Annotated in this window: 27 protein-coding genes and 1 tRNA gene; 22 read left to right on the top strand and 6 right to left on the bottom strand. The window is 51.2% G+C overall.

The annotated features are described in order from the left end of the window. The first annotated feature begins 73 nt into the window (after window positions 1-73). Both purL and glnB read left to right on the top strand, forming a co-directional pair. Complete coding sequence (gene purL, locus WN56_RS10675; protein ID WP_046074988.1) at window positions 74-3,964, top strand: phosphoribosylformylglycinamidine synthase; 3,891 nt, start codon at window positions 74-76, stop codon at window positions 3,962-3,964. 150 nt (window positions 3,965-4,114) lie between these two features. Beyond that, on the top strand, window positions 4,115-4,453 hold the full coding sequence (gene glnB / locus WN56_RS10670; protein WP_046074987.1) for a nitrogen regulatory protein P-II: 339 nt from the start codon (window positions 4,115-4,117) through the stop codon (window positions 4,451-4,453). A 104-nt stretch (window positions 4,454-4,557) separates the two neighbouring features. On the opposite strand, the gene WN56_RS10665 is transcribed toward glnB, so the two are convergent. Next, window positions 4,558-5,175, bottom strand: a complete 618-nt coding sequence (locus WN56_RS10665; protein ID WP_046074986.1) for a YitT family protein — start codon at window positions 5,173-5,175, stop codon at window positions 4,558-4,560. A gap of 522 nt (window positions 5,176-5,697) precedes the next feature. Between WN56_RS10665 and glyA the strand changes: the two genes are divergently transcribed. The 9 genes from glyA to pgpA all read left to right on the top strand — a co-directional run bounded on the left by glyA (window position 5,698) and on the right by pgpA (window position 13,094). Next, the gene (glyA, locus tag WN56_RS10660) at window positions 5,698-6,948 is read left to right on the top strand and encodes a serine hydroxymethyltransferase (RefSeq protein WP_046074985.1); all 1,251 of its coding nucleotides are present in this window, start codon (window positions 5,698-5,700) and stop codon (window positions 6,946-6,948) included. 182 nt (window positions 6,949-7,130) lie between these two features. Further along, the gene (nrdR, locus tag WN56_RS10655) at window positions 7,131-7,580 is read left to right on the top strand and encodes a transcriptional regulator NrdR (RefSeq protein ID WP_046074984.1); all 450 of its coding nucleotides are present in this window, start codon (window positions 7,131-7,133) and stop codon (window positions 7,578-7,580) included. Further along, window positions 7,577-8,707, top strand: a complete 1,131-nt coding sequence (ribD, locus tag WN56_RS10650; RefSeq protein WP_046074983.1) for a bifunctional diaminohydroxyphosphoribosylaminopyrimidine deaminase/5-amino-6-(5-phosphoribosylamino)uracil reductase RibD — start codon at window positions 7,577-7,579, stop codon at window positions 8,705-8,707. Before nrdR ends, ribD begins: the two co-directional genes overlap by 4 nt. A 5-nt stretch (window positions 8,708-8,712) precedes the next feature. After that, complete coding sequence (locus WN56_RS10645) at window positions 8,713-9,375, top strand: riboflavin synthase (protein ID WP_046074982.1); 663 nt, start codon at window positions 8,713-8,715, stop codon at window positions 9,373-9,375. Between the two features lie 10 nt (window positions 9,376-9,385). Next, a complete protein-coding gene (gene ribBA, locus WN56_RS10640) occupies window positions 9,386-10,495 on the top strand; it encodes a bifunctional 3,4-dihydroxy-2-butanone-4-phosphate synthase/GTP cyclohydrolase II (protein WP_046074981.1) in 1,110 nt (369 codons plus the stop codon). Between the two features lie 123 nt (window positions 10,496-10,618). Continuing rightward, complete coding sequence (gene ribE / locus WN56_RS10635; RefSeq protein ID WP_046074980.1) at window positions 10,619-11,089, top strand: 6,7-dimethyl-8-ribityllumazine synthase; 471 nt, start codon at window positions 10,619-10,621, stop codon at window positions 11,087-11,089. After that, on the top strand, window positions 11,090-11,554 hold the full coding sequence (gene nusB, locus WN56_RS10630; protein ID WP_046074979.1) for a transcription antitermination factor NusB: 465 nt from the start codon (window positions 11,090-11,092) through the stop codon (window positions 11,552-11,554). A 63-nt stretch (window positions 11,555-11,617) separates the two neighbouring features. Beyond that, the gene (gene thiL / locus WN56_RS10625; protein WP_046074978.1) at window positions 11,618-12,607 is read left to right on the top strand and encodes a thiamine-phosphate kinase; all 990 of its coding nucleotides are present in this window, start codon (window positions 11,618-11,620) and stop codon (window positions 12,605-12,607) included. Continuing rightward, on the top strand, window positions 12,594-13,094 hold the full coding sequence (gene pgpA / locus WN56_RS10620; protein ID WP_046074977.1) for a phosphatidylglycerophosphatase A: 501 nt from the start codon (window positions 12,594-12,596) through the stop codon (window positions 13,092-13,094). The genes thiL and pgpA overlap by 14 nt, the downstream gene beginning before the upstream one ends. Window positions 13,095-13,109: 15 nt before the next feature. Here the strand turns inward: pgpA and WN56_RS10615 are convergent. Both WN56_RS10615 and WN56_RS10610 read right to left on the bottom strand, forming a co-directional pair. Next, window positions 13,110-13,185, bottom strand: a tRNA-Arg gene (locus WN56_RS10615). Between the two features lie 50 nt (window positions 13,186-13,235). Continuing rightward, complete coding sequence (locus WN56_RS10610; RefSeq protein ID WP_046074976.1) at window positions 13,236-14,369, bottom strand: flagella assembly protein FlgT; 1,134 nt, start codon at window positions 14,367-14,369, stop codon at window positions 13,236-13,238. A gap of 210 nt (window positions 14,370-14,579) precedes the next feature. Between WN56_RS10610 and WN56_RS10605 the strand changes: the two genes are divergently transcribed. Both WN56_RS10605 and WN56_RS10600 read left to right on the top strand, forming a co-directional pair. Continuing rightward, complete coding sequence (locus WN56_RS10605) at window positions 14,580-15,215, top strand: FlgO family outer membrane protein (RefSeq protein ID WP_046074975.1); 636 nt, start codon at window positions 14,580-14,582, stop codon at window positions 15,213-15,215. Between the two features lie 24 nt (window positions 15,216-15,239). Continuing rightward, window positions 15,240-15,674 carry an LPP20 family lipoprotein gene (locus WN56_RS10600; RefSeq protein ID WP_046074974.1) on the top strand — a complete coding sequence of 145 codons (435 nt, stop codon included), beginning with the start codon at window positions 15,240-15,242 and terminating at the stop codon, window positions 15,672-15,674. Window positions 15,675-15,976: 302 nt separating this feature from the next. Here the strand turns inward: WN56_RS10600 and WN56_RS10595 are convergent, their stop codons facing one another. The 3 genes from WN56_RS10595 to flgA form a co-directional block, all read right to left on the bottom strand. After that, window positions 15,977-16,411: a flagella synthesis protein FlgN gene (locus WN56_RS10595; RefSeq protein WP_046074973.1), complete on the bottom strand. Its 435-nt coding sequence runs from the start codon at window positions 16,409-16,411 to the stop codon at window positions 15,977-15,979. Between the two features lie 16 nt (window positions 16,412-16,427). Next, on the bottom strand, window positions 16,428-16,751 hold the full coding sequence (gene flgM, locus WN56_RS10590; RefSeq protein WP_046074972.1) for a flagellar biosynthesis anti-sigma factor FlgM: 324 nt from the start codon (window positions 16,749-16,751) through the stop codon (window positions 16,428-16,430). 89 nt (window positions 16,752-16,840) lie between these two features. Then, complete coding sequence (gene flgA / locus WN56_RS10585; protein WP_046074971.1) at window positions 16,841-17,533, bottom strand: flagellar basal body P-ring formation chaperone FlgA; 693 nt, start codon at window positions 17,531-17,533, stop codon at window positions 16,841-16,843. Between the two features lie 125 nt (window positions 17,534-17,658). On the opposite strand from flgA, the gene WN56_RS10580 reads away from it, so the two are divergent. From WN56_RS10580 to WN56_RS10540, 9 genes are all read left to right on the top strand, one after another. Next, window positions 17,659-18,582 (top strand): chemotaxis protein CheV, encoded by a 924-nt coding sequence (locus tag WN56_RS10580; RefSeq protein ID WP_046074970.1) that lies wholly within the window; start codon window positions 17,659-17,661, stop codon window positions 18,580-18,582. A gap of 26 nt (window positions 18,583-18,608) precedes the next feature. After that, window positions 18,609-19,436 (top strand): protein-glutamate O-methyltransferase, encoded by an 828-nt coding sequence (locus tag WN56_RS10575; RefSeq protein ID WP_046074969.1) that lies wholly within the window; start codon window positions 18,609-18,611, stop codon window positions 19,434-19,436. Window positions 19,437-19,622: 186 nt separating this feature from the next. Then, window positions 19,623-20,018, top strand: a complete 396-nt coding sequence (gene flgB / locus WN56_RS10570; RefSeq protein ID WP_046074968.1) for a flagellar basal body rod protein FlgB — start codon at window positions 19,623-19,625, stop codon at window positions 20,016-20,018. 3 nt (window positions 20,019-20,021) lie between these two features. After that, window positions 20,022-20,435, top strand: a complete 414-nt coding sequence (flgC, locus tag WN56_RS10565; RefSeq protein ID WP_046074967.1) for a flagellar basal body rod protein FlgC — start codon at window positions 20,022-20,024, stop codon at window positions 20,433-20,435. 14 nt (window positions 20,436-20,449) lie between these two features. Then, window positions 20,450-21,193 (top strand): flagellar hook assembly protein FlgD, encoded by a 744-nt coding sequence (gene flgD, locus WN56_RS10560; protein ID WP_046074966.1) that lies wholly within the window; start codon window positions 20,450-20,452, stop codon window positions 21,191-21,193. Between the two features lie 24 nt (window positions 21,194-21,217). After that, window positions 21,218-22,531, top strand: coding sequence for a flagellar hook protein FlgE (gene flgE / locus WN56_RS10555; protein ID WP_046074965.1), 1,314 nt, complete (start codon window positions 21,218-21,220; stop codon window positions 22,529-22,531). 174 nt (window positions 22,532-22,705) lie between these two features. Then, the gene (gene flgF, locus WN56_RS10550; RefSeq protein WP_046074964.1) at window positions 22,706-23,455 is read left to right on the top strand and encodes a flagellar basal-body rod protein FlgF; all 750 of its coding nucleotides are present in this window, start codon (window positions 22,706-22,708) and stop codon (window positions 23,453-23,455) included. Window positions 23,456-23,477: 22 nt separating this feature from the next. Beyond that, entirely contained in the window at window positions 23,478-24,266 is a 789-nt protein-coding gene (flgG, locus tag WN56_RS10545) for a flagellar basal-body rod protein FlgG (protein ID WP_046074963.1), read from the top strand. A gap of 20 nt (window positions 24,267-24,286) precedes the next feature. Further along, the gene (locus WN56_RS10540) at window positions 24,287-25,081 is read left to right on the top strand and encodes a flagellar basal body L-ring protein FlgH (protein ID WP_101494468.1); all 795 of its coding nucleotides are present in this window, start codon (window positions 24,287-24,289) and stop codon (window positions 25,079-25,081) included.

The raw sequence follows: 25,081 nt of genomic DNA, 5'->3' as shown, positions 1-25,081 counted from the left end.
CCAAGTTATGGTGCCAAGATGCGATAACTTGGGTATACCCCTTTCATTTACCGCTAACGAGAGACGTACGCACATGGATATTTTGCGTGGTTCCCCCGCACTGTCTGAGTTTCGTGTCAACAAATTACTGGCGAGCTGCCAAGCACACCAGTTACCTGTCACGGCACTGTATGCTGAGTTTATTCATTTCGCCGACTTGTATCATCCTTTGGATAGCGCGAGTCGCGAAAAGCTCGAAAAGCTGCTGACTTATGGACCAACCTTATCGCCGCACGCGCCGGAAGGCATATTGTTTCTCGTGACGCCTCGCCCCGGTACCTTGTCGCCGTGGTCCTCCAAGGCAACCGATATTGCCCATAACTGCGGCTTGGATGCGGTCAAACGCTTGGAGCGCGGGACGGCGTACTATATTCAGTTATCTGCACCTTTGACCAATGAGCAACACGCGACCTTAGTCGGATTGTTGCACGATCGGATGATGGAAGCTGTGTTCGATGAGCTTGAGGCCGCCGCGGTGCTGTTTGAGCAAGCGGAACCTGCGCCGATGCATAGCGTAGACATTCTCTCCGGTGGCCGAGCCGCCTTAGTTGAGGCGAACCAAGCCTTAGGGTTGGCACTGGCAGAAGACGAAATTGACTATCTGGTCGAGAACTTCACCCAGCTGGGGCGTAACCCAAACGACATCGAACTGATGATGTTTGCGCAAGCTAACTCAGAGCATTGCCGACACAAGATCTTTAACGCCGACTGGACTATTGATGGTGAAAAGCAGCCTAAATCGCTGTTTAAGATGATCAAAAACACCTATGAGCAAACCCCAGATAACGTGCTGTCGGCGTATAAAGACAACGCAGCCGTGATGACTGGCTCAAACGTTGGACGCTTTTTCCCTACTCCAGAGAGCCACACTTATCAATATCATCATGAGCCGGCTCATATTTTGATGAAGGTGGAAACCCATAACCATCCCACCGCGATTTCACCGTGGCCAGGCGCAGCGACCGGCTCTGGCGGTGAAATTCGTGACGAGGGGGCGACCGGTGTCGGGGGCAAACCTAAGGCGGGATTGGTCGGTTTTTCTGTCTCTAACCTTAAAATTCCGGGCTTTATTCAGCCGTGGGAGCGCGATTATGGCAAGCCTGAGCGCATTGCCACTGCGCTCGATATTATGCTGGAAGGCCCGTTGGGCGGCGCGGCGTTTAACAACGAATTCGGTCGCCCTAACTTGCTGGGCTACTTCCGTACCTATGAGCAATGGGTGACCTCGCATGCCGGTGAGGAAGTGCGTGGCTATCACAAACCCATCATGATCGCCGGTGGAATGGGTAACATCCGCGACGGCCATGTGCAAAAAGGCGAGATAGATGTGGGCGCCAAACTGATTGTGTTAGGTGGCCCGGCGATGAACATCGGCCTTGGCGGCGGGGCGGCATCGTCGATGGCATCAGGCCAGTCGGCGGAAGACTTAGACTTTGCCTCGGTACAGCGTGAGAACCCAGAAATGGAGCGTCGCTGCCAAGAAGTGATTGATCGTTGCTGGCAACTTGGCGACAACAACCCGATTGCCTTTATCCACGATGTGGGCGCGGGTGGCTTGTCCAATGCCATGCCAGAGCTGGTCGATGATGGCGGCCGCGGTGGACGCTTTAATTTGCGTGATATTCCTAATGACGAGCCGGGAATGAGCCCGCTTGCCATTTGGTGTAACGAGTCACAAGAGCGTTATGTCTTGGCGGTCAAACCCGAAAATATGGCGCGTTTTGAAGCCTTGTGCGAGCGTGAACGGGCGCCGTACGCGGTGATTGGTGAGGCCTCCGATGCGCGTCACTTGTCGCTTGAAGATAACCACTTCGACAATACCCCCATCGACATGCCGATGGACATCTTGCTGGGTAAAGCGCCCAAAATGCATCGGGATGTGACGCGTCAGCAAGTGACAGGTGCCGCGCTTAACACCCAAGGCATTGAGCTGAAGGATGCCTGTGAGCGTGTTTTACGCTTGCCGGCGGTGGCGGAGAAAACCTTCTTGATCACTATCGGTGACCGTTCGGTGACCGGGTTGGTTGCGCGTGACCAAATGGTCGGCCCGTGGCAGGTACCGGTCGCCAACTGTGCGGTGACGGCGGCCAGTTATGACAGTTACCACGGCGAAGCGATGGCGATGGGTGAGCGTACCCCAGCCGCCTTACTCGATTTTGCTGCCTCTGCCCGTATGGCGGTGGGAGAAGCACTCACCAATATCGCCTGTGCCGATATTGGTAGCCTGACCAACATTAAACTGTCTGCGAACTGGATGTCCGCGGCGGGGCACCCAGGTGAGGATGCTGGCTTGTACGAAGCGGTCAAGGCCGTGGGTGAGGAGCTGTGTCCTGAGCTGTCACTGACCATTCCAGTGGGTAAAGACTCAATGTCGATGAAAACCCAGTGGCAGCAAGACGGTGAAAACAAAACCGTGACCGCGCCGATGTCGCTGATCATCACCGCCTTTGGGCGCGTGGAGGATGTGCGTCGTACTGTAACCCCACAATTGCGTACCGACAAAGGTGATAGCCACTTGATCGTAATTGACCTCGGTGAAGGGGCGCAGCGTCTGGGCGCAACCGCGTTGGCTCAGGTTTATCATCAATTGGGCGATAAGCCTGCCGATGTCACCAGCAGCGCCCGCCTAAAAGGCTTTTTCCATGCGATGCAAACCTTGGTAGCAGAGCAAAAGCTACTGGCGTATCACGACCGAGCCGATGGCGGACTGTTCGTTACCTTGGCGGAAATGGCGTTTGCCGGTCATACCGGTATTGACGTGGATATCGCCCGTTTAGGCGACGATGCCTTGTCGGTACTGTTTAATGAAGAACTGGGCGCGGTGATCCAAGTGGCGGCGCAAGATCTTGAGCGTGTTAATGCGGTGTTGGATGAACATCAATTAACCGCATGCAGTCACTTGATTGGCGGCCTAAGTGATAGCGATGAGATTATCTTACGTCACGGTGAGGTACCTATCTATCAAGCCAGTCGCCAGCACTTACGTCAGATTTGGGCTGAAACCACGTATCAGATGCAAGCGCGTCGCGATAATCCTAACTGTGCTCGCCAAGAATTTGACGCTAAGCAGTCGGTCGATCCTGGTTTACACGCTAGCCTGAGCTTTGATGTGCACGAAGACATCGCTGCGCCGTATATCGCCACCGGTCAACAACCGACCATGGCTATTTTGCGAGAGCAAGGCGTGAACTCGCATGTGGAAATGGCAGCCGCCTTCGATCGCGCTGGATTTAACGCCGTGGACGTTCACATGAGTGACATTCTCTCAGGACGTGTCAGTTTGGACGGCTTCCAAGGGCTGGTGGCCTGTGGCGGCTTCTCTTACGGTGACGTGTTGGGCGCCGGTGAAGGTTGGGCAAAATCAATATTGTTTAACAGCCGCGCGCGCGATCAATTTAGTGCCTTCTTTACGCGTGAAGACACCTTAGCACTTGGTGTGTGTAATGGCTGTCAGATGCTTTCGAACCTGCATGAATTGATCCCAGGGGCCGCACACTGGCCACGATTTGTTCGTAACGAGTCGGAGCGCTTTGAAGCCCGCTTTAGCATGGTGGAAGTGCAATCAAGCCCCTCCGCCTTCTTTGCCGGGATGGCAGGGTCACGGATGCCCATAGCTGTATCGCATGGTGAGGGACGCGTGGAGGTGCGCGATGCTGAGCATTTGGCGGCGATTGAAGCGTCCGGCACGGTGGCGCTACGTTACACCGATAATCACGGCCAGCCAACACAAGCGTATCCGGCCAACCCGAATGGCTCACCAAGTGGCATTACCGCGCTGACCACTGAGTCGGGCCGTGTAACCATTATGATGCCCCACCCTGAGCGGGTATTCCGTACGGTCGCTAACTCTTGGCACCCTGATGATTGGGGCGAAGACAGTGCGTGGATGCGTATGTTCCGCAGTGCGCGGGTGACCTTGGGGTAACCCTTAAATGTGATACAAGCCGCCATCGTTTGGCGGCTTTTTCGTGTTATGCGTGAATCGATGGATGATTTTTTATCCTGCTGCGATACAATTTGAGCTAAACACTTGATCCATCAGGACCGGCCAGCGGCCAACGAGAGGGATAACAGAATGAAAAAAATTGAAGCCATCATCAAGCCATTTAAACTCGATGACGTACGCGAAGCGCTCGCCGACGTGGGGATTACGGGGATGACCGTCTCAGAGGTAAAAGGCTTTGGTCGTCAAAAAGGCCACACTGAGCTTTATCGCGGCGCCGAATATATGGTCGATTTTTTACCGAAAGTGAAGCTTGAAGTGATCGTCAGTAACGATGTGGCTGAGCAGTGTGTGGATACCATTATTGATACCGCACAAACCGGTAAAATCGGTGATGGCAAAATCTTTGTCTTTGATGTTGAGCGCGTGGTGCGCATCCGTACCGGTGAAGAAGACGAAGAAGCGATTTAATCACGCGCTATAAGCGAATACGATCAGTAGTAAAAAGCCAAGCATCATGCTTGGCTTTGTTGTTTTGCGCCGTGCTGTCGGATTGATTAGCGTTGAGAGGGCGCTCAAGCCCCGGGGTTAGCAGGATGCGCCTGATAGCGCCCGGGCTTATGATTCATCGCCAAGACTAAGTTGAGCACAATCGCGCCAACCACCGACCACATCAAGAGGTTGAGGTCGATAAGGAAGAAAGATAACGCGAGGATGGTGCAGTCGATGCCCATTTGTAGCTTTCCTGCCGAGATCCCAAACTTGTCCTGACAATAGAGCACCAAGACGTTAAAGCCGCCCAAGCTGGCGTTGTGACGGAAGATCATCAACATGCCGACGCCCATTAGCAACCCACCAATGACGGCACAGTACGCAGGTGCCAGCCAGGTAATTTCAAAGAAATAGGCAATATGGTCAGCCATCACCGATACCGCGCCCCCCGCAAGTAAGCTGCGCAGTGCGAAGCGTGGACTCATGCGAAACCATGCCATCAAATAAAACGGGCAATTACACAGAAAGTACAGGGTACCGAAGGACAAGTCTGTAAATTGGCTGACCAACAGAGCCAGCCCTGTGGTTCCGCCCGTTAAAAGTCCGGCTTGTTGCAAGAAAAACACCCCTTGGGCGACTAAGAACGCGCCAGAGGCGATAGCAATAATGTCTTCTTTAAAGCTGTGTTGATACTGACTCACACGGCTTCTCCCTACTTATTAGCGTGACAACAACAAAAACGTGATAACAACAAAAAGCCCGCCAAAACCCAAAGGGCTGGCGGTAAAAAGTTAATGGGATAATCGGGCGCGGATTTTATCGCCAATTAGGACGAAGAGAAAGGCGGGGAGGTAAATCACTTGAATGTAGAATGTCAGCATTATGATACTCAGCTGTAAAACCTTTACACCGACTATGTTCGTTGACGCCCGACCATTACGATTGCCATGAGCAATAAAAAATTGTGACGCAGGCTACCTGATAGGTTGGATTTTTTGTAGAATAGCAAACGCAGTCATAGCGGTAACGAAAACGTTTGCGTAGTGCTGGTGTGGCGAACGATTTTCCTTGGCTTAATCGCTTTGATTTGTCATCTTAAGGCGACTAAGCCAAGGCGTGATCTAAGCCATCGCCACTGCGCCGGTTTTTGCTAGGTGAGCTGAAAAAGCCCTAGCGTTTGCTTTATGGGTAATTGCCCGCCAATGTTAAGTCAGGAGAGACAAATGCTAAAGCGTGACATGAAGATTGCGGATTACGATCCCGCCCTGTTCGCCGCCATTGAAGAAGAAACGGCACGTCAGGAAGAACACATTGAGCTGATCGCATCAGAAAACTACACCAGCCCACGCGTCATGGAAGCGCAAGGCTCTCAACTGACCAACAAGTACGCGGAAGGCTATCCCGGCAAGCGCTATTACGGTGGGTGTGAGTATGTCGATAAAGCTGAAGCGCTGGCGATTGAGCGCGCGTGTGAGCTGTTTGGTTGTGAGTATGCGAATGTGCAGCCTCACTCAGGTTCACAAGCAAATAGCGCGGTATATATGGCCCTGCTCAACCCCGGAGATACGGTTCTGGGAATGAGCTTGGCGCATGGTGGTCACCTGACTCATGGCTCGCCGGTCAACTTTTCTGGTAAGCATTACCATGTCATCCCTTACGGTATCGATGAAGCGGGTAAAATTGACTATGAGCAAATGGAACAGCTTGCGCTGGAGCACAAGCCCAAAATGCTCATCGGTGGCTTTTCAGCTTATTCACAAGTGGTGGATTGGAAGCGCATGCGTGAAATCGCCGATAAAGTGGGCGCATGGCTGTTGGTCGATATGGCGCACGTCGCGGGTTTAATTGCGGCAGGCGTATATCCAGATCCATTGCCACACGCGCATGTGGTGACGACCACTACCCACAAAACGCTTGCGGGCCCTCGTGGTGGTTTGATCCTGTCGAATGCGGGTGAAGACCTTTATAAAAAGCTCAACTCCGCCGTGTTCCCAGGTGGCCAGGGTGGCCCTTTGATGCATGTGATTGCGGGTAAAGCGGTGGCGTTTAAAGAGGCGATGGAGCCTGAGTTTAAGGCTTACCAAGCGCGTGTGATTGATAATGCTCGCGCGATGGTCAAAGGCTTCCAAGCGCGTGGCTACAAAATAGTATCAGGCTCAACCGATAATCATTTGTTGCTGGTTGATCTTATCGATAAAGACATTACCGGAAAAGAAGCAGACGCAGCACTGGGCGCGGCTAATATCACTGTGAACAAAAACAGTGTGCCGAACGACCCACGCAGCCCGTTTGTCACCTCTGGTATTCGTGTGGGCACCCCAGCCATTACACGTCGTGGCTTTACTGAGCAAGATGCTGAGCAGCTTGCGCATTGGATGTGTGATGTCTTGGATAATATCGATAATGAGCAAGTGATTGCCGAGACCAAAGAAAAAGTCCAAGCGATTTGCCGTCGCCTGCCTGTGTATGCCTAATTAATGACACGGAAATGAATAGGTTATAAGGCGCCTTCGGGCGTCTTTTTTGTTTTTATCGACACGATGTGCCTCACTGGCTTTGTTTAGCACACAAAACCACCATAAAGTCCTCTTCGATAGGCTTTTTCATCGCTACAAATCGGTTACACTAGCAAGACGATATTGAGGAGGCGACACTCATGCACTGTCCATTCTGTGGTGCTACCGACACCAAAGTGATCGATTCTCGTCTTGTGGCTGATGGTCACCAAGTTCGCCGTCGCCGCCAGTGTTTGGCGTGCGCAGAGCGTTATACCACGTTCGAAACGGCGGAATTAGTGATGCCACGGGTGATTAAGACCAACGGTAACCGAGAGCCGTTTGACGAAGAGAAACTGCGTGGCGGCATTCAACGCGCATTAGAAAAGCGTCCAGTGAGCGCGGATGATATTGAAAAAGCGATCAACAGTATAAAGTCACGTTTGCGTGCCACCGGAGAGCGCGAAATTGGCTCTGCCATGGTAGGGAACTTGGTCATGGAAGCGCTCAAGGAGCTCGATAAAGTGGCTTATATTCGCTTTGCCTCTGTGTATCACAGTTTTGAGGACATTCGTGAATTTGGCGAAGAAATCGCACGGTTGCAAAAATGAGTCAAAGCGATCGGGATACAACCATGATGATGCGCGCGTTAGCGCTCGCGGCCCAAGGCTGTTATACCACCACGCCTAATCCTAATGTCGGTTGTGTGATTGCACAGGGCGACGAAGTGGTCGGTGAAGGGTTTCATATTGCCCCCGGCGGCCCGCACGCTGAAGTACATGCATTAAAGGCTGCGGGAGCACGCGCACAAGGGGCGACAGCTTACGTCACCTTAGAGCCTTGCTCTCACTATGGTCGCACGCCGCCGTGTTGCGATGCGTTGATTGCTGCCAACGTTAGCCGCGTCGTGTGCGCGATGCAAGACCCAAACCCGCAAGTAGCTGGACGTGGTATCACACGGTTACAAGAAGCCGGCATTGAGGTGGTTGTGGGCGTGATGGCCGAGCGCGCCAACGCGCTGAACCCCGGTTTTATCAAACGTATGCAAACTAAAATGCCCTATGTGCAGCTCAAACTGGCAGGGAGCCTCGATGGGCGCACCGCCTTGGCGAATGGGCACAGTAAATGGATCACTGGGGAACCCGCGCGCGCCGATGTGCAAGCATTTCGCGCGCAAGCGAGTGCGATTCTATCGACCAGTGCCACGGTGATTGCGGATAACCCGAGCCTCAATATCCGTGACAACCAACTTCCTCGTGCTGTCCTCGACCATTATCCTCAATCGACGCGACGCCAACCGACACGTGTGATCTTGGATAAACACAACCAAACCGTGCCGGAAGCGAGTGTCTATCAACTTGAGGGCAACGTGATCCGTATTGTTGATACGCCGAGTAATAAAGCGTGGCCAGATAACGTGCAAGAATGGGTGATGCCCGATGCATCGCTCATCACTATCCTTCGCGCATTGGCGGAACATGATATTGACAAAATATGGGTGGAAGCAGGCGCGAGGCTGGCAAGCCAGCTGCTGAGTGAATCCTTGGTGGATGAGCTGATTGTCTACCAAGCGCCGGTATTATTAGGGGCCGATAGCCGTCCTTTGGTCGCATTAGGCGGATTAGAGTCGATGGATGACGCGCCACGTTTCCACTTTAACCAGGTAAAGACTGTCGGTGACGATGTCCGCTTACGGGCGAGCCTCTCTGAGCATGCCGTAATTACGCAAGAGTATTAAGAACAATGTTTACTGGAATTATTGAAGCGATAGGGCGCGTACAAACCCTGAGTCGTCGGGGACAAGACGTTACTCTGACGATCGACAGCGGTGCGCTTGATCTCTCGGACGTCAACCTGGGTGACAGCATTGCCACCAACGGGGTGTGCTTGACTGTCGTCGCATTGACCGCAACGGGCTATAGCGCGGATGTCTCCTCCGAAACCTTGGCGCGTTCATCGCTGGGCGCCTTGTCGGTAGGAGATAGCGTTAACCTTGAAAAAGCCATGCTACCTACCACCCGTTTTGGCGGCCATATGGTTTCGGGGCATGTTGATGGCTTGGGAGAAGTAACCTCCGTTAGCCAAACTGGCCGCGCCTGGGAGTACTGGATTGCACTACCGACTGAACTCGCCAAGTATGTGGCATTGAAAGGCTCTATCACGGTGGATGGAATCAGTTTGACGGTGAACGAGGTGAACGGCAGTGCGTTTAAACTCACCATCGTGCCGCACACGGCTGAGAAAACCACTATTCAGCACTTTGCGCCTGGGCGTAAGGTAAACATCGAAGTCGATGTCATTGCCCGTTACCTTGAGCGATTGATGCTCGGTGACAAGGCCGCTGAACCGATACAATCAACGGGTGTCAGTCTAGACACATTGGCCCGTTCCGGCTTTTTGAAATAAGGATCCCAAGATGGCAATTAGTAGCGCTCAAGAAATCATTGACGATATCCGCCAAGGCAAAATGGTGGTGTTGATGGATGACGAAGATCGCGAGAATGAAGGTGATTTGATCATCGCGGCAGAAGCAGTGACCCCAGAAGCGATCAACTTTATGGCCACGCATGGCCGAGGGTTGATTTGTTTGACGCTGACCCAGCAGCGCTGCCAGCAACTTGGGTTGCCTTTGATGGTGTCGGACAATAATGCGCAATTTTCCACCGCGTTTACCGTGTCGATTGAAGCGGCAGAGGGTGTTACCACCGGGATATCGGCGGCCGACCGCGCACGCACCGTGCAAGCCGCGGTTACTCCCGACGCTAAAGCGGCTGACTTGGTGCAGCCGGGCCACGTCTTCCCCTTGATGGCGCAAGAAGGAGGGGTGCTCACCCGTGCTGGCCACACCGAAGCGGGGTGCGATCTGGCCCGTTTAGGTGGCTATAGTCCTGCTTCCGTGATCGTTGAGATCTTAAATGAAGACGGCACCATGGCGCGTCGCCCAGACTTGGAAGTATTCTGTGACAAACACGGCATCAAGCTGGGCACCATTGCCGATTTGATTGAATACCGTAATCTCAACGAGACGACCATTGAACGGGTGGCGTCTTGTAAATTGCCGACGGAATTTGGTGAGTTTGATTTAGTCACCTACCGCGACACCATTGATAACCAAATCCATTATGCGATGTGTAAAGGCGAGGTGACCGCCGATCCCACCCTGGTGCGTGTGCATCTGCAAGACACTTTTACCGATGTGCTCCAATCTGATCGGACGGCTGAGCGCAGCTGGAGTCTGACCCGCGCGATGCAAAGGGTTAGCGATGAAGGCGGGGTGTTGGTGATTCTGGGTAAAGAAGAAACCAGCGATGCCATTATCAACAAAGTGAAAGCGTTTGAAGCGCAAGATAAAGGTGAGAAACCCGCCGGCGCTAAATGGCAGGGGACCTCTCGCCGAGTGGGGATTGGGTCGCAAATATTGGCGGATCTTGGTGTCAAGCAAATGCGCCTGCTGTCGTCGTCGACCAAGCGTTATCATGCCTTGTCAGGCTTTGGCCTGAACGTGGTGGAATACGTCACCGAATAAGATAGACAAACGGGGCGCGCGATTAGCACCATCATCGACTGGCACGGAACATGGTGCCATCGGATAAAAATGTGGTAGAATCGCGCGGTTTCTCATTCCGGAAAGCAAGTCACAGGAAGGCTCATGAACGTAATCGAAGGGGCATTTGCCGCGCCCAACGCGCAGGTTGCTATTGTTATCTCTCGCTTTAATAGCTTTATCAACGAGAGTTTGCTGGATGGTGCGGTTGACGCACTGAAGCGCCAAGGCCAAGTCAACGACGATAATATCACCGTGGTGCGTTGCCCAGGTGCCTACGAGTTGCCTGTGGTGACCCAAAAGCTCGCCAAGAGCGGTCGCTATGACGCGATTGTGGCACTCGGATCGGTGATCCGTGGTGGCACACCGCATTTTGACTATGTCGCCGGAGAATGTAATAAAGGGTTAGCACAAGTTGCACTGGAGTTTGAAACCCCAGTCGCCTTTGGTGTGCTGACGGTAGACACCATTGAGCAAGCGATCGAACGCGCAGGTACCAAGGCTGGTAACAAAGGGGCAGAGGCTGCACTGAGCGCGCTTGAAATGGTGAATGTTCTGTCCCAAATTGAATCCTAAATGGGGGTTAAAGTGAAACCAGCCGCACGACGTAATGCACGTCAGTTTGCATTGCAAGCCATCTATTCATGGCAGCTAGCGCAAGGCAATGTCGCTGATATTGAAGCCGCGTTTCTTGCCGCAGATAAATACGAAGAAGAAGACGAGCATCAGAAAACAGAGCCGCTTCTACGTGAACCAGAAACGGATGTTGCTTATTTTCGTAATCTGTTTAGCGGTGTAGCGCTTAGCCATCAAGAGCTTGATAGTAAGATGCGCCCGTACCTATCCCGTCCTTTGCAGGATTTAGATGATATGGAGCACGCCTTACTACGCCTTGCAATGTATGAGCTGATGAAGTGCGACGATGTCCCCTACAAAGTGGTTATCAATGAGGCCGTGGAACTGGCCAAACGCTTTGGCGCAGAAGACAGCCATAAGTTTGTTAATGGCGTCTTGGATAAAGCGTACCCTCGGCTGCGCTAATCCCTTCCTGACTAGGCCAGCACTGCTGGCCTTTTTATTATTCTTATCCAACACATACGAGTTATGACACGCAACGAATTTGATTTGATTCGCGACTACTTCGCTCGTCAGCCGGTCAAGCGTCGTGATGTCGCTTTAGGTATTGGTGATGACTGTGCGTTGGTCGAGGTCCCTGAAGGCTGTCAGCTAGTGGTGACCACAGATACGCTGGTGGAGGGCACCCATTTTCTTCCGACTGCGAGTGCCTCTGATGTGGCGCATAAAGCGTTAGCCTCTAACTTAAGCGATCTGGCTGCAATGGGCGCAATGCCAGCGTGGTGTTCTCTGGCGCTCACATTACCAGAGCCCGATGATGCTTGGGTGGCAGGGTTTTGCCAAGGCTTTACCGCCCTTGCCGAGCATTTTCAAGTCCAACTCATTGGCGGCGATACCACACGTGGGCCCAAAAGCATCACCATTACCTTACATGGTCATGTTCCTAAAGGGCAGGCGCTGACTCGTGCGGGCGCCAAGCCGGGAGACTGGCTTTTTGTGACCGGCACACTGGGTGAGAGCCAAGCCGGGCTCGATTATATTCTCGGCAAGCCAGTGGTTGATAAGGCCCGCGCAACCACATTGATCAATCGTCATTATCGGGCTCAGCCACGAGTGACCGCTGGACAGGCATTGCGAGGTATCGCGTCAGCGGCGATTGATATTTCTGATGGTTTACACGCAGACTTAACCCACATCCTCACCGCTAGTGGTGTCGGTGCAAAAGTTGATGTGACGCAACTGCCGCTTTCTGAGTCTTTGTTAGCGGAGGTCGGCGATACTGAGCAGGCACAAAAACTCGCCCTCACCAGTGGCGAGGAGTACGAGCTTTGTTTTACGGTACCGGAAATGTATCGGGGGATGCTAGATACAACGCTTAAGCACAGCGGAGTCAATGTGCAATGCATCGGGCAAATAACCGGCAACCACCGCCTTGAACTTGTGGCAGACAGTCAGCCTCTCGATTGGGTGCTGTCTGGATGGGATCATTTTAAGGAGCCACGTCGTGACAGATCCTAAGCATCGTTTATCCTTGACCAATCCATATCATTTATTGGCACTTGGCTTTGGCAGTGGCTTATCACCGATAGTGCCGGGGACCGTCGGTACCTTGTTTGCGGTGCCATTCTACCTGGTGCTGGTGAACGTTGGGGGAACGCTTGCACTGTGGTTGGCGATTATTGTCGGTAGCTTAGCGGGCATTGCTATCTGTGGTCGGGCATCGAAAGACATGCAAGTGCATGATCATGGAGCGATTGTTTGGGATGAGTTTGTTGGTTTTTGGCTGACAATGGCGTTGGTGCCTACCACCGACTGGCAAACCGTTTTAGCAGGCTTTGTGTTATTCCGCCTCTTCGATATGGTTAAGCCATGGCCGATAAGCTGGCTGGATAAACATGTTCACGGTGGCTTAGGGATCATGCTGGATGATATTGTCGCTGGTGTGATGGCGATGGCCAGCCTCTGGCTACTGGCAACCTATACACAGGCCTTGACTTGGTTTTAGCCATACAGAAAGGAATGGCGCTCCCACAGGGACTCGAACCCCGATCGATCGCTTAGGAGGCGACTGCTCTATCCTGTTGAGCTATGAGAGCGTGTCGACATTATACGTAAAAACAGGCGCGATTTAAGCGCCTGTTTTCATTTAATTTACCCCTTTGGTCACTATGTCGCCGATTTGTATGCTGCCGCTGAGGTTATTGGGCTGAACCACGGCTTCCGCGCTGCTTTCATAAACGCGTGCAACGGTCAGTGTGATGCCGCTTTTTCGACGTTGAGTACGTACGATACCTAAATCATCGGTGAACGAGGCAATGTGCCACAGGTTCAGTTGATCGCCTTGTTTAACCCCATTGATACGCCCGACATTTATTTGTGCAATATTGTCTTTGAGGGCGACGATTTCTGGCTTACTGGCGCGACAAGACAGTGATGACTCCAAGTCTAACAATATATTTCGACTCATTCGGCGTGCCATTTGCCCATAAGGGGATTGCCAAAAGCGCGCGGTCTGGGTATCGACTTGGCTATGGCGTTCAAACGGCCATTGGGCAACATCGCGATAGCGGCGTTGAAATATGACTTCACCACTCTCACTGTCCATTGCCTGGACATTGACGGCCAATTGGCGGTTATTTTGTGCCTCACCAAAGCCACTGGCGTCCGTCGTGGCAGACAGATCAGTGATTGCGCCGGTGATCACAAACTGAGCGTCTTTGTCTTCAGCTAACATGGCCACCGTGCGGGGCGCATTAGGAGAGACATCAACATTGGCGATACCACGCCCGACAAAGCTCTGTGCGTGTTGTTTTATCTCACGGTTGAGGAGTACCGAAAAGTCATCGCCAAATTGATAAATGCCCCCTAACGCGGCTTGTTGGGGTGAAACAATCGGAAAACGTGTTAACACCATGCCTTTTTTATACTGGGTTTTGTGGCAAGCGTTTGCCGATGGATAGATATCTAAGCGCAGATTGACAACATAATTGCCGCCTTGAGTGCCTTCTTCTAACACTTGTACCTCGCGTACCGCATTGCCGCTAAACTGATAACCAGGTTTAGCTTGCGAGTAAAAACGCTTGAGTTGCTGCAAGCTGCCTACATCGGCACCGGCAAAGCGCATGGCATCAAAGGTCGCGGCTTCAAGTGCCCGAACACGGGCGGCTTGCTGGCTTTCGAGTATGGGGGAACTGGCCGATACTTCATACCACGCCGCGTGTGTCCAAGGAGCGACACTCAGGCTGACAATGAGCGTTAACCGCGCCAAAAGGGTTTTCATAGTCAAGATCTCACTTAGTGGGTATGGAAATTGCTTTCAATCTATTAGAGCGTAGGGTTAAGCCCTACCAAAAAGATGACGCAAAGACGCTGATGCAAGTTGTGTACCTAAATAGAGCCAGCAATCAAAGGTAAAGGTTTCATCAAATCAACCGATACCCTTAATGACACACTTGTCTCACATCGATGACTGAGCGCGGAGCATGATACGATGAAAAAGTGGATAGTGGCGATAGTAGCGCTATTGGTAACAGGCTGTGCTTACACGCCAATTTATAACGGCAAAGAGCCGTATTCGGGCAGTGAGTTTTTCCTTAAGCAGCGGCCACGTCACACGCTTGATTACTTTCTAAACAGTATGGCCGATGAGCTGTTAGCCACCAATGCGTATTTGACAGCGCGAACGCCCCTGGCGGTCACTTCGTTTGTTGATTTGCAAAAAATGGATGAGACCAACTGGTTAGGTAATACCGTCACCGAGGGACTGATTTATCAAATGCAGCGCCGCGGCTTTACGGTGATTGACTTTAAATCGACGGGCGCGATTCGGGTGACGGAAGATGGTGATTTTACCATTAGCCGAGACTGGAAAGAACTTAACCCTGAACAACAAATCGATTATGTATTGACGGGGACTATGTTGCGTCAAGGCGGCGGGGTATTAGTTAATGCCCGGGTAATCGGTATGGAATCTCGCGTGGTGGTTGCCTCGGCGCAAGGCTTCTTGCCGGCCGATCGTATTGGGCGTGATATTGATAGTTTATACAAGGTTCGCAAACGCGATGGCGTGATTATTCGAGACGATCAAAACCGCGTGAAGCGAGAGACAGTGGTGCTAAAACCTTAGTACAGGAAAGAGTAAGGTAGATAAATGTTTACGAAACACGGATTTGTCATCGCAATCTTGCTGATGCTGTCAGCCTGTCAGCCATTAACTAAGATGAAAGAAGAAAACATCATCTCGGCGGTGGGAATGGCGTCAATTAGTGCACAACAAGGCGCAACCCAAGAAGAAAAAGAAACCCGGGCCATGCGTGCCTCTAAAGTGGATGCGTACAAAGAATTGAGTGAACAAGTATATGGCTTGCGGGTTAGCAGCCGTGCACGCGTTGATGATCAAAGTTTAGGCCGCGACACGACCCAGGGCGCGGTGGATGGTATTATTCGCGGCGCAGAAGTGGTGGCCAGTTATAAAGTGGGTGACAGTTACGTCACTGAACTCGAACTCGATCTCGATACCATGCAGAAAATGAAACGCTATGGCGAATCGCAGCCTGTACCGAATAACAATAATATTATTTTCTAGCCACTAGGGCGTCTTGCTTTGATCAAATGAGAAGGATGACGCCAACATCTTGGCACTTAAGCAGGCAGGGTGTAAAAACGACGTATGCCTTTAGATGGAGAGCGAGCACTATGCTCGCTTTTTTTGTGCTTGAGTCAGGCACCACCGTGGCGCGATAGCGCGTTAGGCCATCTTAGGGAGCAAGCCAGAGTCGACAAAAAACAGGCAGACGATTGTGCTCCGATAAGATAGGCAAGAAAAGCGAGACAAATAGGTGGCCGGTGTGGTGGCTTGGAGCGTGGTCGTTGTTCGTAGGAAAGACGTTATGCTTTAACGTTAGTGCCTAGGGTTTTTCTCCCCGACGCATTGCCGTCTTGATTATAGGTCAATTCTGACTTACCACCGCTTTCTTGGAACAGGTTGCGCAGGCGATGAATACTCAGACTCGCGCGCTGAAGCGCGATGCCATTGGTTTCATTTTGCTGTTTGCAGGCTGAGAGGGTGGCTTGAATGGCATTCACGTGTTCACTTAACGTTTCATCATGGTTAAGTAAATCGCGTTCTGGGTGACGACTAATTTGCGCATCATTACGTTGAATTTCGTTGATAAGCGACTGTTTTTGCTTGGCTATTGCTTCGATATCTTCAGAGGAGCGGCTGGCAATGACACCGGCTTCTTGCTCGAGCACGCTTTGTAGCGCTTGGACTCGCTCGAGTTGCTGTTCAACCAAGGTTGTTAAAGGCGCAGTAGGGGTCATAACCACTCCAATCAGCTTAGCTGTCGTTGAGATCGTTCTCGAAACGCATCATGTTTGCGGCGAGCTTATCAGGATCTACTTTGTAAGAGCCGTTTGATATCGCTTGCTTGATTTGATCAACCTTGGCGCTATCAAAGTAGGGCTCAGATGCCATTTTCTGATTCATTTTATCGATCACTTGGCTTTGTTGGCTGAGTGAAACAGCGTCGTCTTGGGGTTTTACCCCTTGCTGTTCACGGACTGAGCCGCTTTGCGTTTCTTGTGTTTTGGTCTGGTTACTCGTATTACGAGTTGTGGTCAGGGGTTGCTGATTACCACGTAGTTGGTCAATACTCGCCATAACATCGCCTTACTGTCAGTCGCTTTTTGAGTCCGTTGCTCAGCATATCGGCATACCTTGCTGTTACTTTAGCATTGTGACGTAAAAAGTTAGAAATTAACCGTTACTTCGCCGACCGCTGAGATTGTAGCATCGACAATCCGGTTAGATTTATTGTTCTTCACTTTTATTTGCTCACCTAGAGCGCCATCACTTAATGCCGTGCCTTTTGCAACAATGTTCAGTCCGTTTCCTTGCGCAGTGATCAAAACGTCATCATTTCGACACACGGCGCAGACATCGTTACTGCTGATCGGTTCACCTATTCCCACGGTTCGTTTGACTTTAGAGCCAATTAAACGCGCGGGTTGCGTATAGGTATGCCCGCGTTGAAACCGACTATTTACCATTTGAACGGCTAGATCATTCGAAGCAATAGTCATGCCACGATTGAGTGGTCGCTTTGCGACAACCGAGGGGGTCATCAACTCGATTTTAACCGGAATATACACTTGCCAGTTGTCTCGATCACAAGACACCATTACGGTGACCGAGGTATTAATCTGTTGACGGCCTGGCACTTTGGTATCGAGTGGCACGGGGCAATCGGTTAGGCGCATGCGCGAATCAAGGTTCCCCGCCGCGATGTTGAGTTCGCCATTTTCAGGCAGCGAAATAATACTGGCGACATGCGCCTCCGCGGCTTCTTGCACCGCTTCAATTTGACTTACTGTCGCAGCAGCTATACTTAGGCTAAAGCTTGTAAGCCAAACGACGATAAATAAACGTAATATCTTGGACATAGTTCAATCCATCAGTAGCGGACGTTAAGAAAAAAAATCCCTTCTTTTCTCGAGAGTCATGTGATTACCCACTATGATTACCATGCTACTCTACAAAAAAAACGGGGCAATATGGAGTTTATCTTATGACAGGTGGTGTTCTTGATTCGGTCAACCAGCGTACACAGCTGGTAGGACAAAACCGGTTAGAGCTGTTGACTTTCCGCCTGATGAGAAAACAGCGCTTTGGCATTAATGTTTTTAAAGTCAAAGAAGTGTTGCAGTGCCCACGGCTCACCGCAATGGCAAATTTGCATCCTTTGGTGAAAGGAGTGGCCCACATCCGCGGTCAAACCGTCTCTGTCATCGACATGAGCCTAGCAACTGGCGGGCCAGCTATTCCCGATCCAGAGAACCGCTTTGTGATTATTGCCGAGTTTAACCGTTCCATGCAGGGCTTTTTAGTCGGCTCGGTCGAGCGTATCGTCAATATGAACTGGGAAAAAATTCTTCCTCCCCCGCAAGGGACAGGGCGATCGCACTACCTCACCGCGGTCACCGAAATTGATAACGAGTTGGTGGAAGTGCTCGACGTTGAAAAAATTCTCAATGAAATCGCGCCTGTGAATGAAGATGTGAGTGAGGAAGTACTCTCGAAACGGCAAGAGCGGGAAGAAAGTGCGCCTAGCCAGGTGTTAGTGGCCGATGACTCCAGCGTCGCACGCCGTCAGGTGAAGCGCGCGGTTGAAAGCGTCGGGTATGACGTTATCTTGGTACAAGATGGCAAAGAAGCGTTAGAAAAACTGAAAGAAATGGCCGCCGAGGGAAGCATCTACAGTCAACTTGCCTTGGTGATATCCGATATCGAAATGCCTGAAATGGATGGGTATACCCTCACAACCGAGATTAGAAAAGATTCGAGTCTCAAGGATCTTCATGTAGTATTGCATTCATCATTGAGTGGGGTATTTAACGAGGCCATGGTTCAGCGTGTCGGGGCTAACTCGTTTATTGCGAAGTTCGACCCTGATGAATTGGGCTCTGCCGTACTCGAGGCGGTTAAGTCGTAACCCAACCAGAGCGATTGAGTTAATTAATGACAAATGTAGCAATCAGTGACCAAGAATATCGAGACTTTTGCAAACATCTCGAAGCCAAGTGTGGGATCGTACTAGGAGATAGCAAGCAGTACCTGGTACGTAGCCGCTTGAGCCCGCTGGTGAATAAATTTGGCTTGGGGTCGCTGTCAGAGTTGATAAAGTCAGTCACCACTGGACGTAATCGCGAGCTGGCAGTCGCTGCGATAGATGCGATGACCACCAATGAAACCTTATGGTTTCGCGATACTTATCCGTATGAAGTGCTGGCACATCGTTTGTTACCCGAGCTAGCCAAATCTCGTAAGCCGATAAAAATCTGGTCTTCAGCAAGCTCCTCAGGGCAGGAGCCCTACTCCATTGCCATGACAGTGGCGGAAACCCAGCAACGCAAACCTGGCATGCTTGGAAGCGTGAGTATCACCGCGACTGATATATCGACATCCATGCTGGAGGCGTGTCGCCAGGGGATATACGACAACTTGGCACTGGGACGCGGACTGTCGCCGGAACGTCGACGTACCTTTTTCGAGGACGTGGGAGATGGCAAAATGCGGGTGAAAGAAAATATCAAGCGCATGGTGACGTTCCGCCCGCAAAACTTGATGGAAAGCTATAGTCTGTTAGGCAAATTCGACATCATTTTTTGTCGTAATGTACTGATCTACTTTTCACCTGATATGAAAGCCAAAGTGTTGAATCAGATGGCGGGGGCATTGAATCCTGGCGGTTACTTGATCTTGGGCGCGTCGGAGTCACTCACGGGGTTAACCGACAAGTTTGAAATGATCCGCTGTAACCCCGGCATTATCTATAAGCTTAAATAGCAGGCGGCAAAGCGGCACATGGTTTGCCGCTTTTTACATCTCTCTGCCGCTCTCTCACATTTTATCGATAGACATTCCTGTCTCTCACCCCGCGTCCCACCTGAGCTGAAGACAAAAACAAGGCCTTGTTGAAAACTTGGCACCCTGTTTGCTTGATTACATGCAGTAAGAACTCGGAGGTTGTCCATGGCGATCACATTTGACAATGCACTTGGTGTGCACCAGCACACAGTTGGCGTTAGAGGCAAGCGGGCAGAAACCCTGTCTAGCAACATTGCGAATGCCAACACGCCAGGTTACAAGGCGCAAGACATCGACTTTCAACGCGCCTTAAAAGCGGCAACATCCGAGGCAAGTATTGGCCTAAGCCGCACCAATGAGCGGCACATTGCTGCCTCTAGCCAGGTGATGGGGGAAAAGAAATACCGTATCCCCACGCAACCAGACACTGGCGATGGCAACACGGTTGATGCGCAATTAGAAAAGAATTTGTTCATGCAGAACGCACTAGAATACCAAGCCTCACTGGACTTTCTTGGCTCTAAGTTCAAGAACATGAAGAAGGCATTGAATGGGAAATAATCGATGAGTTTGTTTAATATTTTTAACGTGTCGGGATCGGCGATGAGTGCCGAGTCAGTACGATTGAACACCACATCAAGCAACCTGGCCAATGCCAACTCGGTGAGCAGTTCTGCGGAAGAAACGTATCGAGCTCGGCATCCGATTTTCTCTGCGGAGCTTAATCGCTTCAAACAGCAAGGGGAAAGTGTGCCGGTCAACATTGACGGTATTGTGGAAAGCCAAAAGCCATTACGGGCGGAATATAACCCTGATCATCCAATGTCGAATGAAGAAGGGTATATCTTCAAACCGAACGTGAATGTCATGGAAGAAATGGCGAACATGATTTCGGCATCGCGGGCCTACCAGACCAACGTGCAGGTTGCCGATGCCAGTAAACAAATGCTGATGCGTACGCTTCAGATGGGGCAGTAATGTAGGAGGCGAAGATGGCCGGAATCGACGGTACAGGTTCGAGTAACGGACTGTCCTACATTGACCAGCTAAAGGCGCAGCAAGAGAAAAAACTGCAAGAGAGCCAAGATAGTACAACAGGCAAACAGGCACTCAAGCAAGAAGACTTTCTTTCTCTGCTCACCAAACAGCTGTCACAACAGGATCCGTTCAAACCTGTCGATAATGACAAGATGATCTCGCAGATGGCGTCTTTTGCGACGGTAGAAGGCATCGGCAAAATGAACAATCAGTTTGATACGTTCAACGAGTCGATTACTTCCAACCAAGCATTGCAAGCGTCATCCTTGGTCGGACGTGATGTCCTTGTGCCTGGATCGACAGGTGTTAAAGGAGAGACTGGCGGTGTGGCTGGTATGGTGAAGTTGCCGCGTGCGCTCGATAACGTCAGTGTCCGAGTTGAAAACGAACAAGGACAGCTATTACGAACGTTCAGTATGGGTGCCAAACCGCCGGGCGATCACCGTGTGGAATGGGATGGGCTCGACGATAACGGCAATCCTATGCCGGAAGGGACCTATAAGCTCAAAGTTAGCGGCTTGGTTGATGGCCAAACTCAAGAGTTTGATGTGTCGACCTATGCCAATGTAAACAGTGTCTTGCTGGGGAATGGCGATGGCAACGTGATGCTAAATCTTGCCGGCTTCTCCTCACCGTTTAAGCTTGCTGAAGTGCTAGAGGTCGGTAATGCCGACGTCGGAAATGTGACGAAAGGCTAACCGATTTATTAGGAGTGAAAAGCAATGGGTTTTAATATTGCGTTAAGTGGCCTTGGTGCGGCCCAGAAAGACATGAACACCACCAGTAACAACATCTCGAATGCCAATACGTATGGCTTTAAGGAGTCACGTGCTGAGTTTGGTGATGTCTACTCAACCTCCATCTTCTCTAATTCGAAGACCACGAACGGGACCGGTGTACAAACGTCGACCGTGGCACAACAGTTCCACGAAGGCTCGAGTATCTACACCAACAACCCGCTTGATTTGCGGATTAGCGGTAATGGTTTTTTCGGCGTGTCAAATGACAAGCTGCAAAACAACGATTACCACTTAACGCGCAACGGTGCCTTCCACCTTGATAAAAATAACGACATTATCAACTCTGAAGGCCAGTATCTGCTCGGTTATAATGTCGACCCTGATACTCAGCAGGTTTCGTCGTATGAGCCGCAGTCGCTCAACGTCCCGGATCAGTTTGGCCAGCCTCGTGCGTCACAAAATGTTGATATTGGCTTGAACTTGCCTGCCGGCGGGGAAGAGAAAGATCCCGCGCAGTTCAATTTTGAAGATCCAGAAACTTACAATAAGCAAACCTCTGCCACAGTCTATGACTCCCTCGGTCAGCCATATAAGTTGTCGACGTACTATGTAAAAGGCAACGATCCGGCGAACCCGAACAGCTGGTCAGTGTACTACACCATGACAGATCCTGAAGGCGAGAAGCCGGTGAATATCCAAGGGGGTAATTCAACCAATGCCGCTGGACAGGTTGGCCACACCATCGACTTTAACTCTGATGGCTCAGTGAACAATATCAATGGTGGTAACCCGATCGTGACCGATGCCCTAGGGCCTGCGGGGGCGGGATTGGAAATGAACGGCGCGAATGGTGATCAGCAGCTTACGCTCAACTTCGATAATCCGACCCAGTATGCGGCACCGTTTGAGATGCGAAAATTCACCGATGATGGCGCAACCACGGGGTATCTCACCAAAGTCGACATTGATCCTAAAGGCACTATCATGGCGACATACAGTAACGGTGAAAATGTCGCGCTAGGACGAGTGGCGATGGTGCGTGTTGCCAACCAGCAAGGCTTGGCACAAGTGGGCAATACGCAATGGGATGTGACGCAAGACTCGGGTGACCCCATTTTTGGTGAAGCCATGCAAGGCGCCTTCGGGCAGGTAAAAAGTGGCACGATCGAACAGTCCAATATCGATATGACCCAAGAGTTGGTTGATTTGATCACCGCGCAGCGAAATTTCCAAGCGAACTCGCGTGCCTTGGAAGTGAGCAACCAGATGCAACAAAATATCCTACAGATCCGCTAGCGATGATACGCCTTGCCGCTTAGTCATAGGGCGGCAAGGCTTTTCCATTCTCCCCCTTTTTTCTTTCTTTTTAACCACACCACATCCCTGTTAAAGTGCTGATATTGAACGATTTAAATTACTGGCACGCTCTTTGCTTTCTTCTCTGTAGAACGATTGTGGAGGCAACCAATTATGGATCGCTCGTTATACCTAGCCATGAGTGGCGCAAAGCAAGATATGCAGGCCATGCAACTGCGCGCCAATAACCTGGCCAATGTCAGCACCACAGGCTTTCGAGCAGATTTAGAGCAATCTCGCTCCATGCAGGCCTATGGTGAAGGACTACCCAGCCGTGTGTTTAACATGACTGAGCGACCTGGATACAGCTTTGAACAAGGCTCGACGATCACCACTGGCCGAAACCTCGATGTGGCGGTGCAAGGTGAAGGCTGGATGTCAGTGCTAGACAGCCAAGGGCAAGAAGGCTATACCCGTGCGGGCCATCTCAAAGTGGATCAAACCGGCTTACTCCAAAACAGTAATGGTAACCTCATTGTCGGAGAGAGTGGGGGCCCGATATTTATTCCCCTCCCTGCAGCCAAAATTGAAGTGGGCAAAGACGGCGGTGTCTCTGTACTCCCCCAAGGTGCGCCAGCTGATGCGATGGAAGTGGTGGATAGAATCAAACTGGTTCGCCCAGATAATCAAGATCTCTTTAAAGACAAAGACGGCGTGTTCAAACCCAAAGAGCCCGGCACTGTGTTTCCGGCCGATGCGGGTGTGACGTTGCAAACGGGCGCGTTAGAAGGCAGTAATGTCAACGCTGTGGGTGAGATGACTGGGTTAATCGACTTGCAACGTCATTTTGAAATGCAAGTGAAGTTAATGAAAACCGCGGAAAAAATGGACGAGTCGTCTTCATCGTTATTACGGCTTGGCTAAGGTTTATTAAGAGGAAGTAATTATGCATCCAGCATTATGGGTCAGTAAAACCGGACTTGATGCGCAGCAGACCAATATCTCGACGATTTCGAATAACCTAGCCAACGCATCCACGGTCGGGTTTAAAAAATCACGCGCGGTGTTTGAAGATCTCTTCTACCAGAACATCAACCAACCAGGTGGGCAATCCTCACAGAACACTGAGTTGCCCAGTGGGTTGATGCTCGGTGCTGGTTCAAAAGTGGTTGCCACTCAGCGCGTGCACACCAATGGTAATGTGCAAACCACAGACAATGCCCTTGACATGATGATTGAAGGGGATGGCTTTTTCCAAGTATTACTGCCTGATGGCAACATCGGCTATCAGCGTAACGGCCAATTTACCCTGAATGACGAAGGCACGATAGTGACATCAGGTGCGGGCTATACGCTAGAGCCAGAAATTACTGTTCCTGAAGACGCGGTACAAATTACGGTCGGAACGGATGGTGAAGTGTCTGTACGATTACGTGGTCAACAAGAGAACCAAGTACTCGGGCAAATAACCACAGTTGATTTTATTAACCCAGGTGGGTTGGAGCCTATCGGCCAGAATATTTACCTGCCCACTGGTGCGAGTGGTGATCCTCAAGAGGGGGTGCCTGGACTCGATGGGTTCGGTGAAGTGAAGCAATCGATGCTGGAAACCTCTAACGTGAATGTCACCGAAGAGCTGGTGAATATGATTGAGGCTCAGCGCGTCTACGAAATGAACTCCAAAGTGATCTCGTCGGTCGACCAGATGCTCAGCTACGTCAATCAGCAGCTGTAATAAGGGTTAAGGAGGCAATGATGACGGTGCAACGTATATTAATCCCAGGCCTTTTCCTTGCCACCTTGTTGGGGCTAGGTGGCTGTTCATTGCCGGGGCAACAAGACACAGGCAGTGATCTTGACCAAGCGACCTCGACCACCGACGCGGTCGAAGGGGACACCACACCGGACAGCGAAGGCTTGATTGGCTTATTGCGTCAACGTGAAGACCCCAAAGCGGATGACCCAGCGTGGTCGCCAATCCGGCCGCAACAAGCGCCCGAGCATTACGCCACGGCGACAGGATCCTTATTCAACGTGAATGACCAGCGTGACCTGTACGATGGTTCAAAACCACGTAGTCTGGGTGACATTGTGACCGTGATGCTGGAAGAAAACACCCAAGCGCAAAAAAGTGCCAGTTCTGACTTGGCTAAATCCAATGATCTCAGTATGGATCCCTTATCACTAGGCGGTGAGGAGATCACCATTGGCGAGCGAACACTGTCGTACGAGGTCAGTAACGACAACTCGGTAACCGGCTCCACCTCGGCGGATCAGAGCAACAGCCTGCAAGGCTCTATCTCTGTACAGGTGGTGGATGTACTCGCGAATGGGAATTTGATGGTACGCGGTGAAAAGTGGCTTACCTTGAATTCAGGGGATGAATATATCCGCCTCAGCGGTACAATTCGCCCGGCCGATATTGGCCCTGACAACACCATTGCTTCGACCCGTATTTCCAACGCTAGAATTCAGTATTCAGGGACAGGTGAGCGACAAGATACCCAAGAGCAAGGCTGGTTGGCACGATTCTTTAATGTCACCTTGTAG

Source organism: Salinivibrio sp. KP-1, assembly GCF_000968645.1.
GTDB lineage: Bacteria > Pseudomonadota > Gammaproteobacteria > Enterobacterales > Vibrionaceae > Salinivibrio > Salinivibrio siamensis.
This window is presented reverse-complemented; position numbering and strand designations above follow the sequence as displayed.

Bases quoted from the DNA above. Each gene is read 5' to 3' on its own strand.
- flgB (WP_046074968.1), top strand. From the start codon at position 19,623: ATGGCGATCACATTTGACAATGCACTTGGTGTGCACCAGCACACAGTT.
- WN56_RS10580 (WP_046074970.1), top strand. From the start codon at position 17,659: ATGACAGGTGGTGTTCTTGATTCGGTCAACCAGCGTACACAGCTGGTA.
- flgG (WP_046074963.1), top strand. From the start codon at position 23,478: ATGCATCCAGCATTATGGGTCAGTAAAACCGGACTTGATGCGCAGCAG.
- flgA (WP_046074971.1), bottom strand. From the start codon at position 17,533: ATGTCCAAGATATTACGTTTATTTATCGTCGTTTGGCTTACAAGCTTT.
- nusB (WP_046074979.1), top strand. From the start codon at position 11,090: ATGGGGGTTAAAGTGAAACCAGCCGCACGACGTAATGCACGTCAGTTT.
- flgE (WP_046074965.1), top strand. From the start codon at position 21,218: ATGGGTTTTAATATTGCGTTAAGTGGCCTTGGTGCGGCCCAGAAAGAC.
- WN56_RS10610 (WP_046074976.1), bottom strand. From the start codon at position 14,369: ATGAAAACCCTTTTGGCGCGGTTAACGCTCATTGTCAGCCTGAGTGTC.
- nrdR (WP_046074984.1), top strand. From the start codon at position 7,131: ATGCACTGTCCATTCTGTGGTGCTACCGACACCAAAGTGATCGATTCT.
- ribE (WP_046074980.1), top strand. From the start codon at position 10,619: ATGAACGTAATCGAAGGGGCATTTGCCGCGCCCAACGCGCAGGTTGCT.
- WN56_RS10645 (WP_046074982.1), top strand. From the start codon at position 8,713: ATGTTTACTGGAATTATTGAAGCGATAGGGCGCGTACAAACCCTGAGT.
- flgF (WP_046074964.1), top strand. From the start codon at position 22,706: ATGGATCGCTCGTTATACCTAGCCATGAGTGGCGCAAAGCAAGATATG.
- WN56_RS10540 (WP_101494468.1), top strand. From the start codon at position 24,287: ATGACGGTGCAACGTATATTAATCCCAGGCCTTTTCCTTGCCACCTTG.
- WN56_RS10600 (WP_046074974.1), top strand. From the start codon at position 15,240: ATGTTTACGAAACACGGATTTGTCATCGCAATCTTGCTGATGCTGTCA.
- purL (WP_046074988.1), top strand. From the start codon at position 74: ATGGATATTTTGCGTGGTTCCCCCGCACTGTCTGAGTTTCGTGTCAAC.
- flgM (WP_046074972.1), bottom strand. From the start codon at position 16,751: ATGGCGAGTATTGACCAACTACGTGGTAATCAGCAACCCCTGACCACA.
- glyA (WP_046074985.1), top strand. From the start codon at position 5,698: ATGCTAAAGCGTGACATGAAGATTGCGGATTACGATCCCGCCCTGTTC.
- ribBA (WP_046074981.1), top strand. From the start codon at position 9,386: ATGGCAATTAGTAGCGCTCAAGAAATCATTGACGATATCCGCCAAGGC.
- glnB (WP_046074987.1), top strand. From the start codon at position 4,115: ATGAAAAAAATTGAAGCCATCATCAAGCCATTTAAACTCGATGACGTA.
- flgD (WP_046074966.1), top strand. From the start codon at position 20,450: ATGGCCGGAATCGACGGTACAGGTTCGAGTAACGGACTGTCCTACATT.
- flgC (WP_046074967.1), top strand. From the start codon at position 20,022: ATGAGTTTGTTTAATATTTTTAACGTGTCGGGATCGGCGATGAGTGCC.
- ribD (WP_046074983.1), top strand. From the start codon at position 7,577: ATGAGTCAAAGCGATCGGGATACAACCATGATGATGCGCGCGTTAGCG.
- thiL (WP_046074978.1), top strand. From the start codon at position 11,618: ATGACACGCAACGAATTTGATTTGATTCGCGACTACTTCGCTCGTCAG.
- WN56_RS10575 (WP_046074969.1), top strand. From the start codon at position 18,609: ATGACAAATGTAGCAATCAGTGACCAAGAATATCGAGACTTTTGCAAA.
- WN56_RS10605 (WP_046074975.1), top strand. From the start codon at position 14,580: ATGAAAAAGTGGATAGTGGCGATAGTAGCGCTATTGGTAACAGGCTGT.
- WN56_RS10595 (WP_046074973.1), bottom strand. From the start codon at position 16,411: ATGACCCCTACTGCGCCTTTAACAACCTTGGTTGAACAGCAACTCGAG.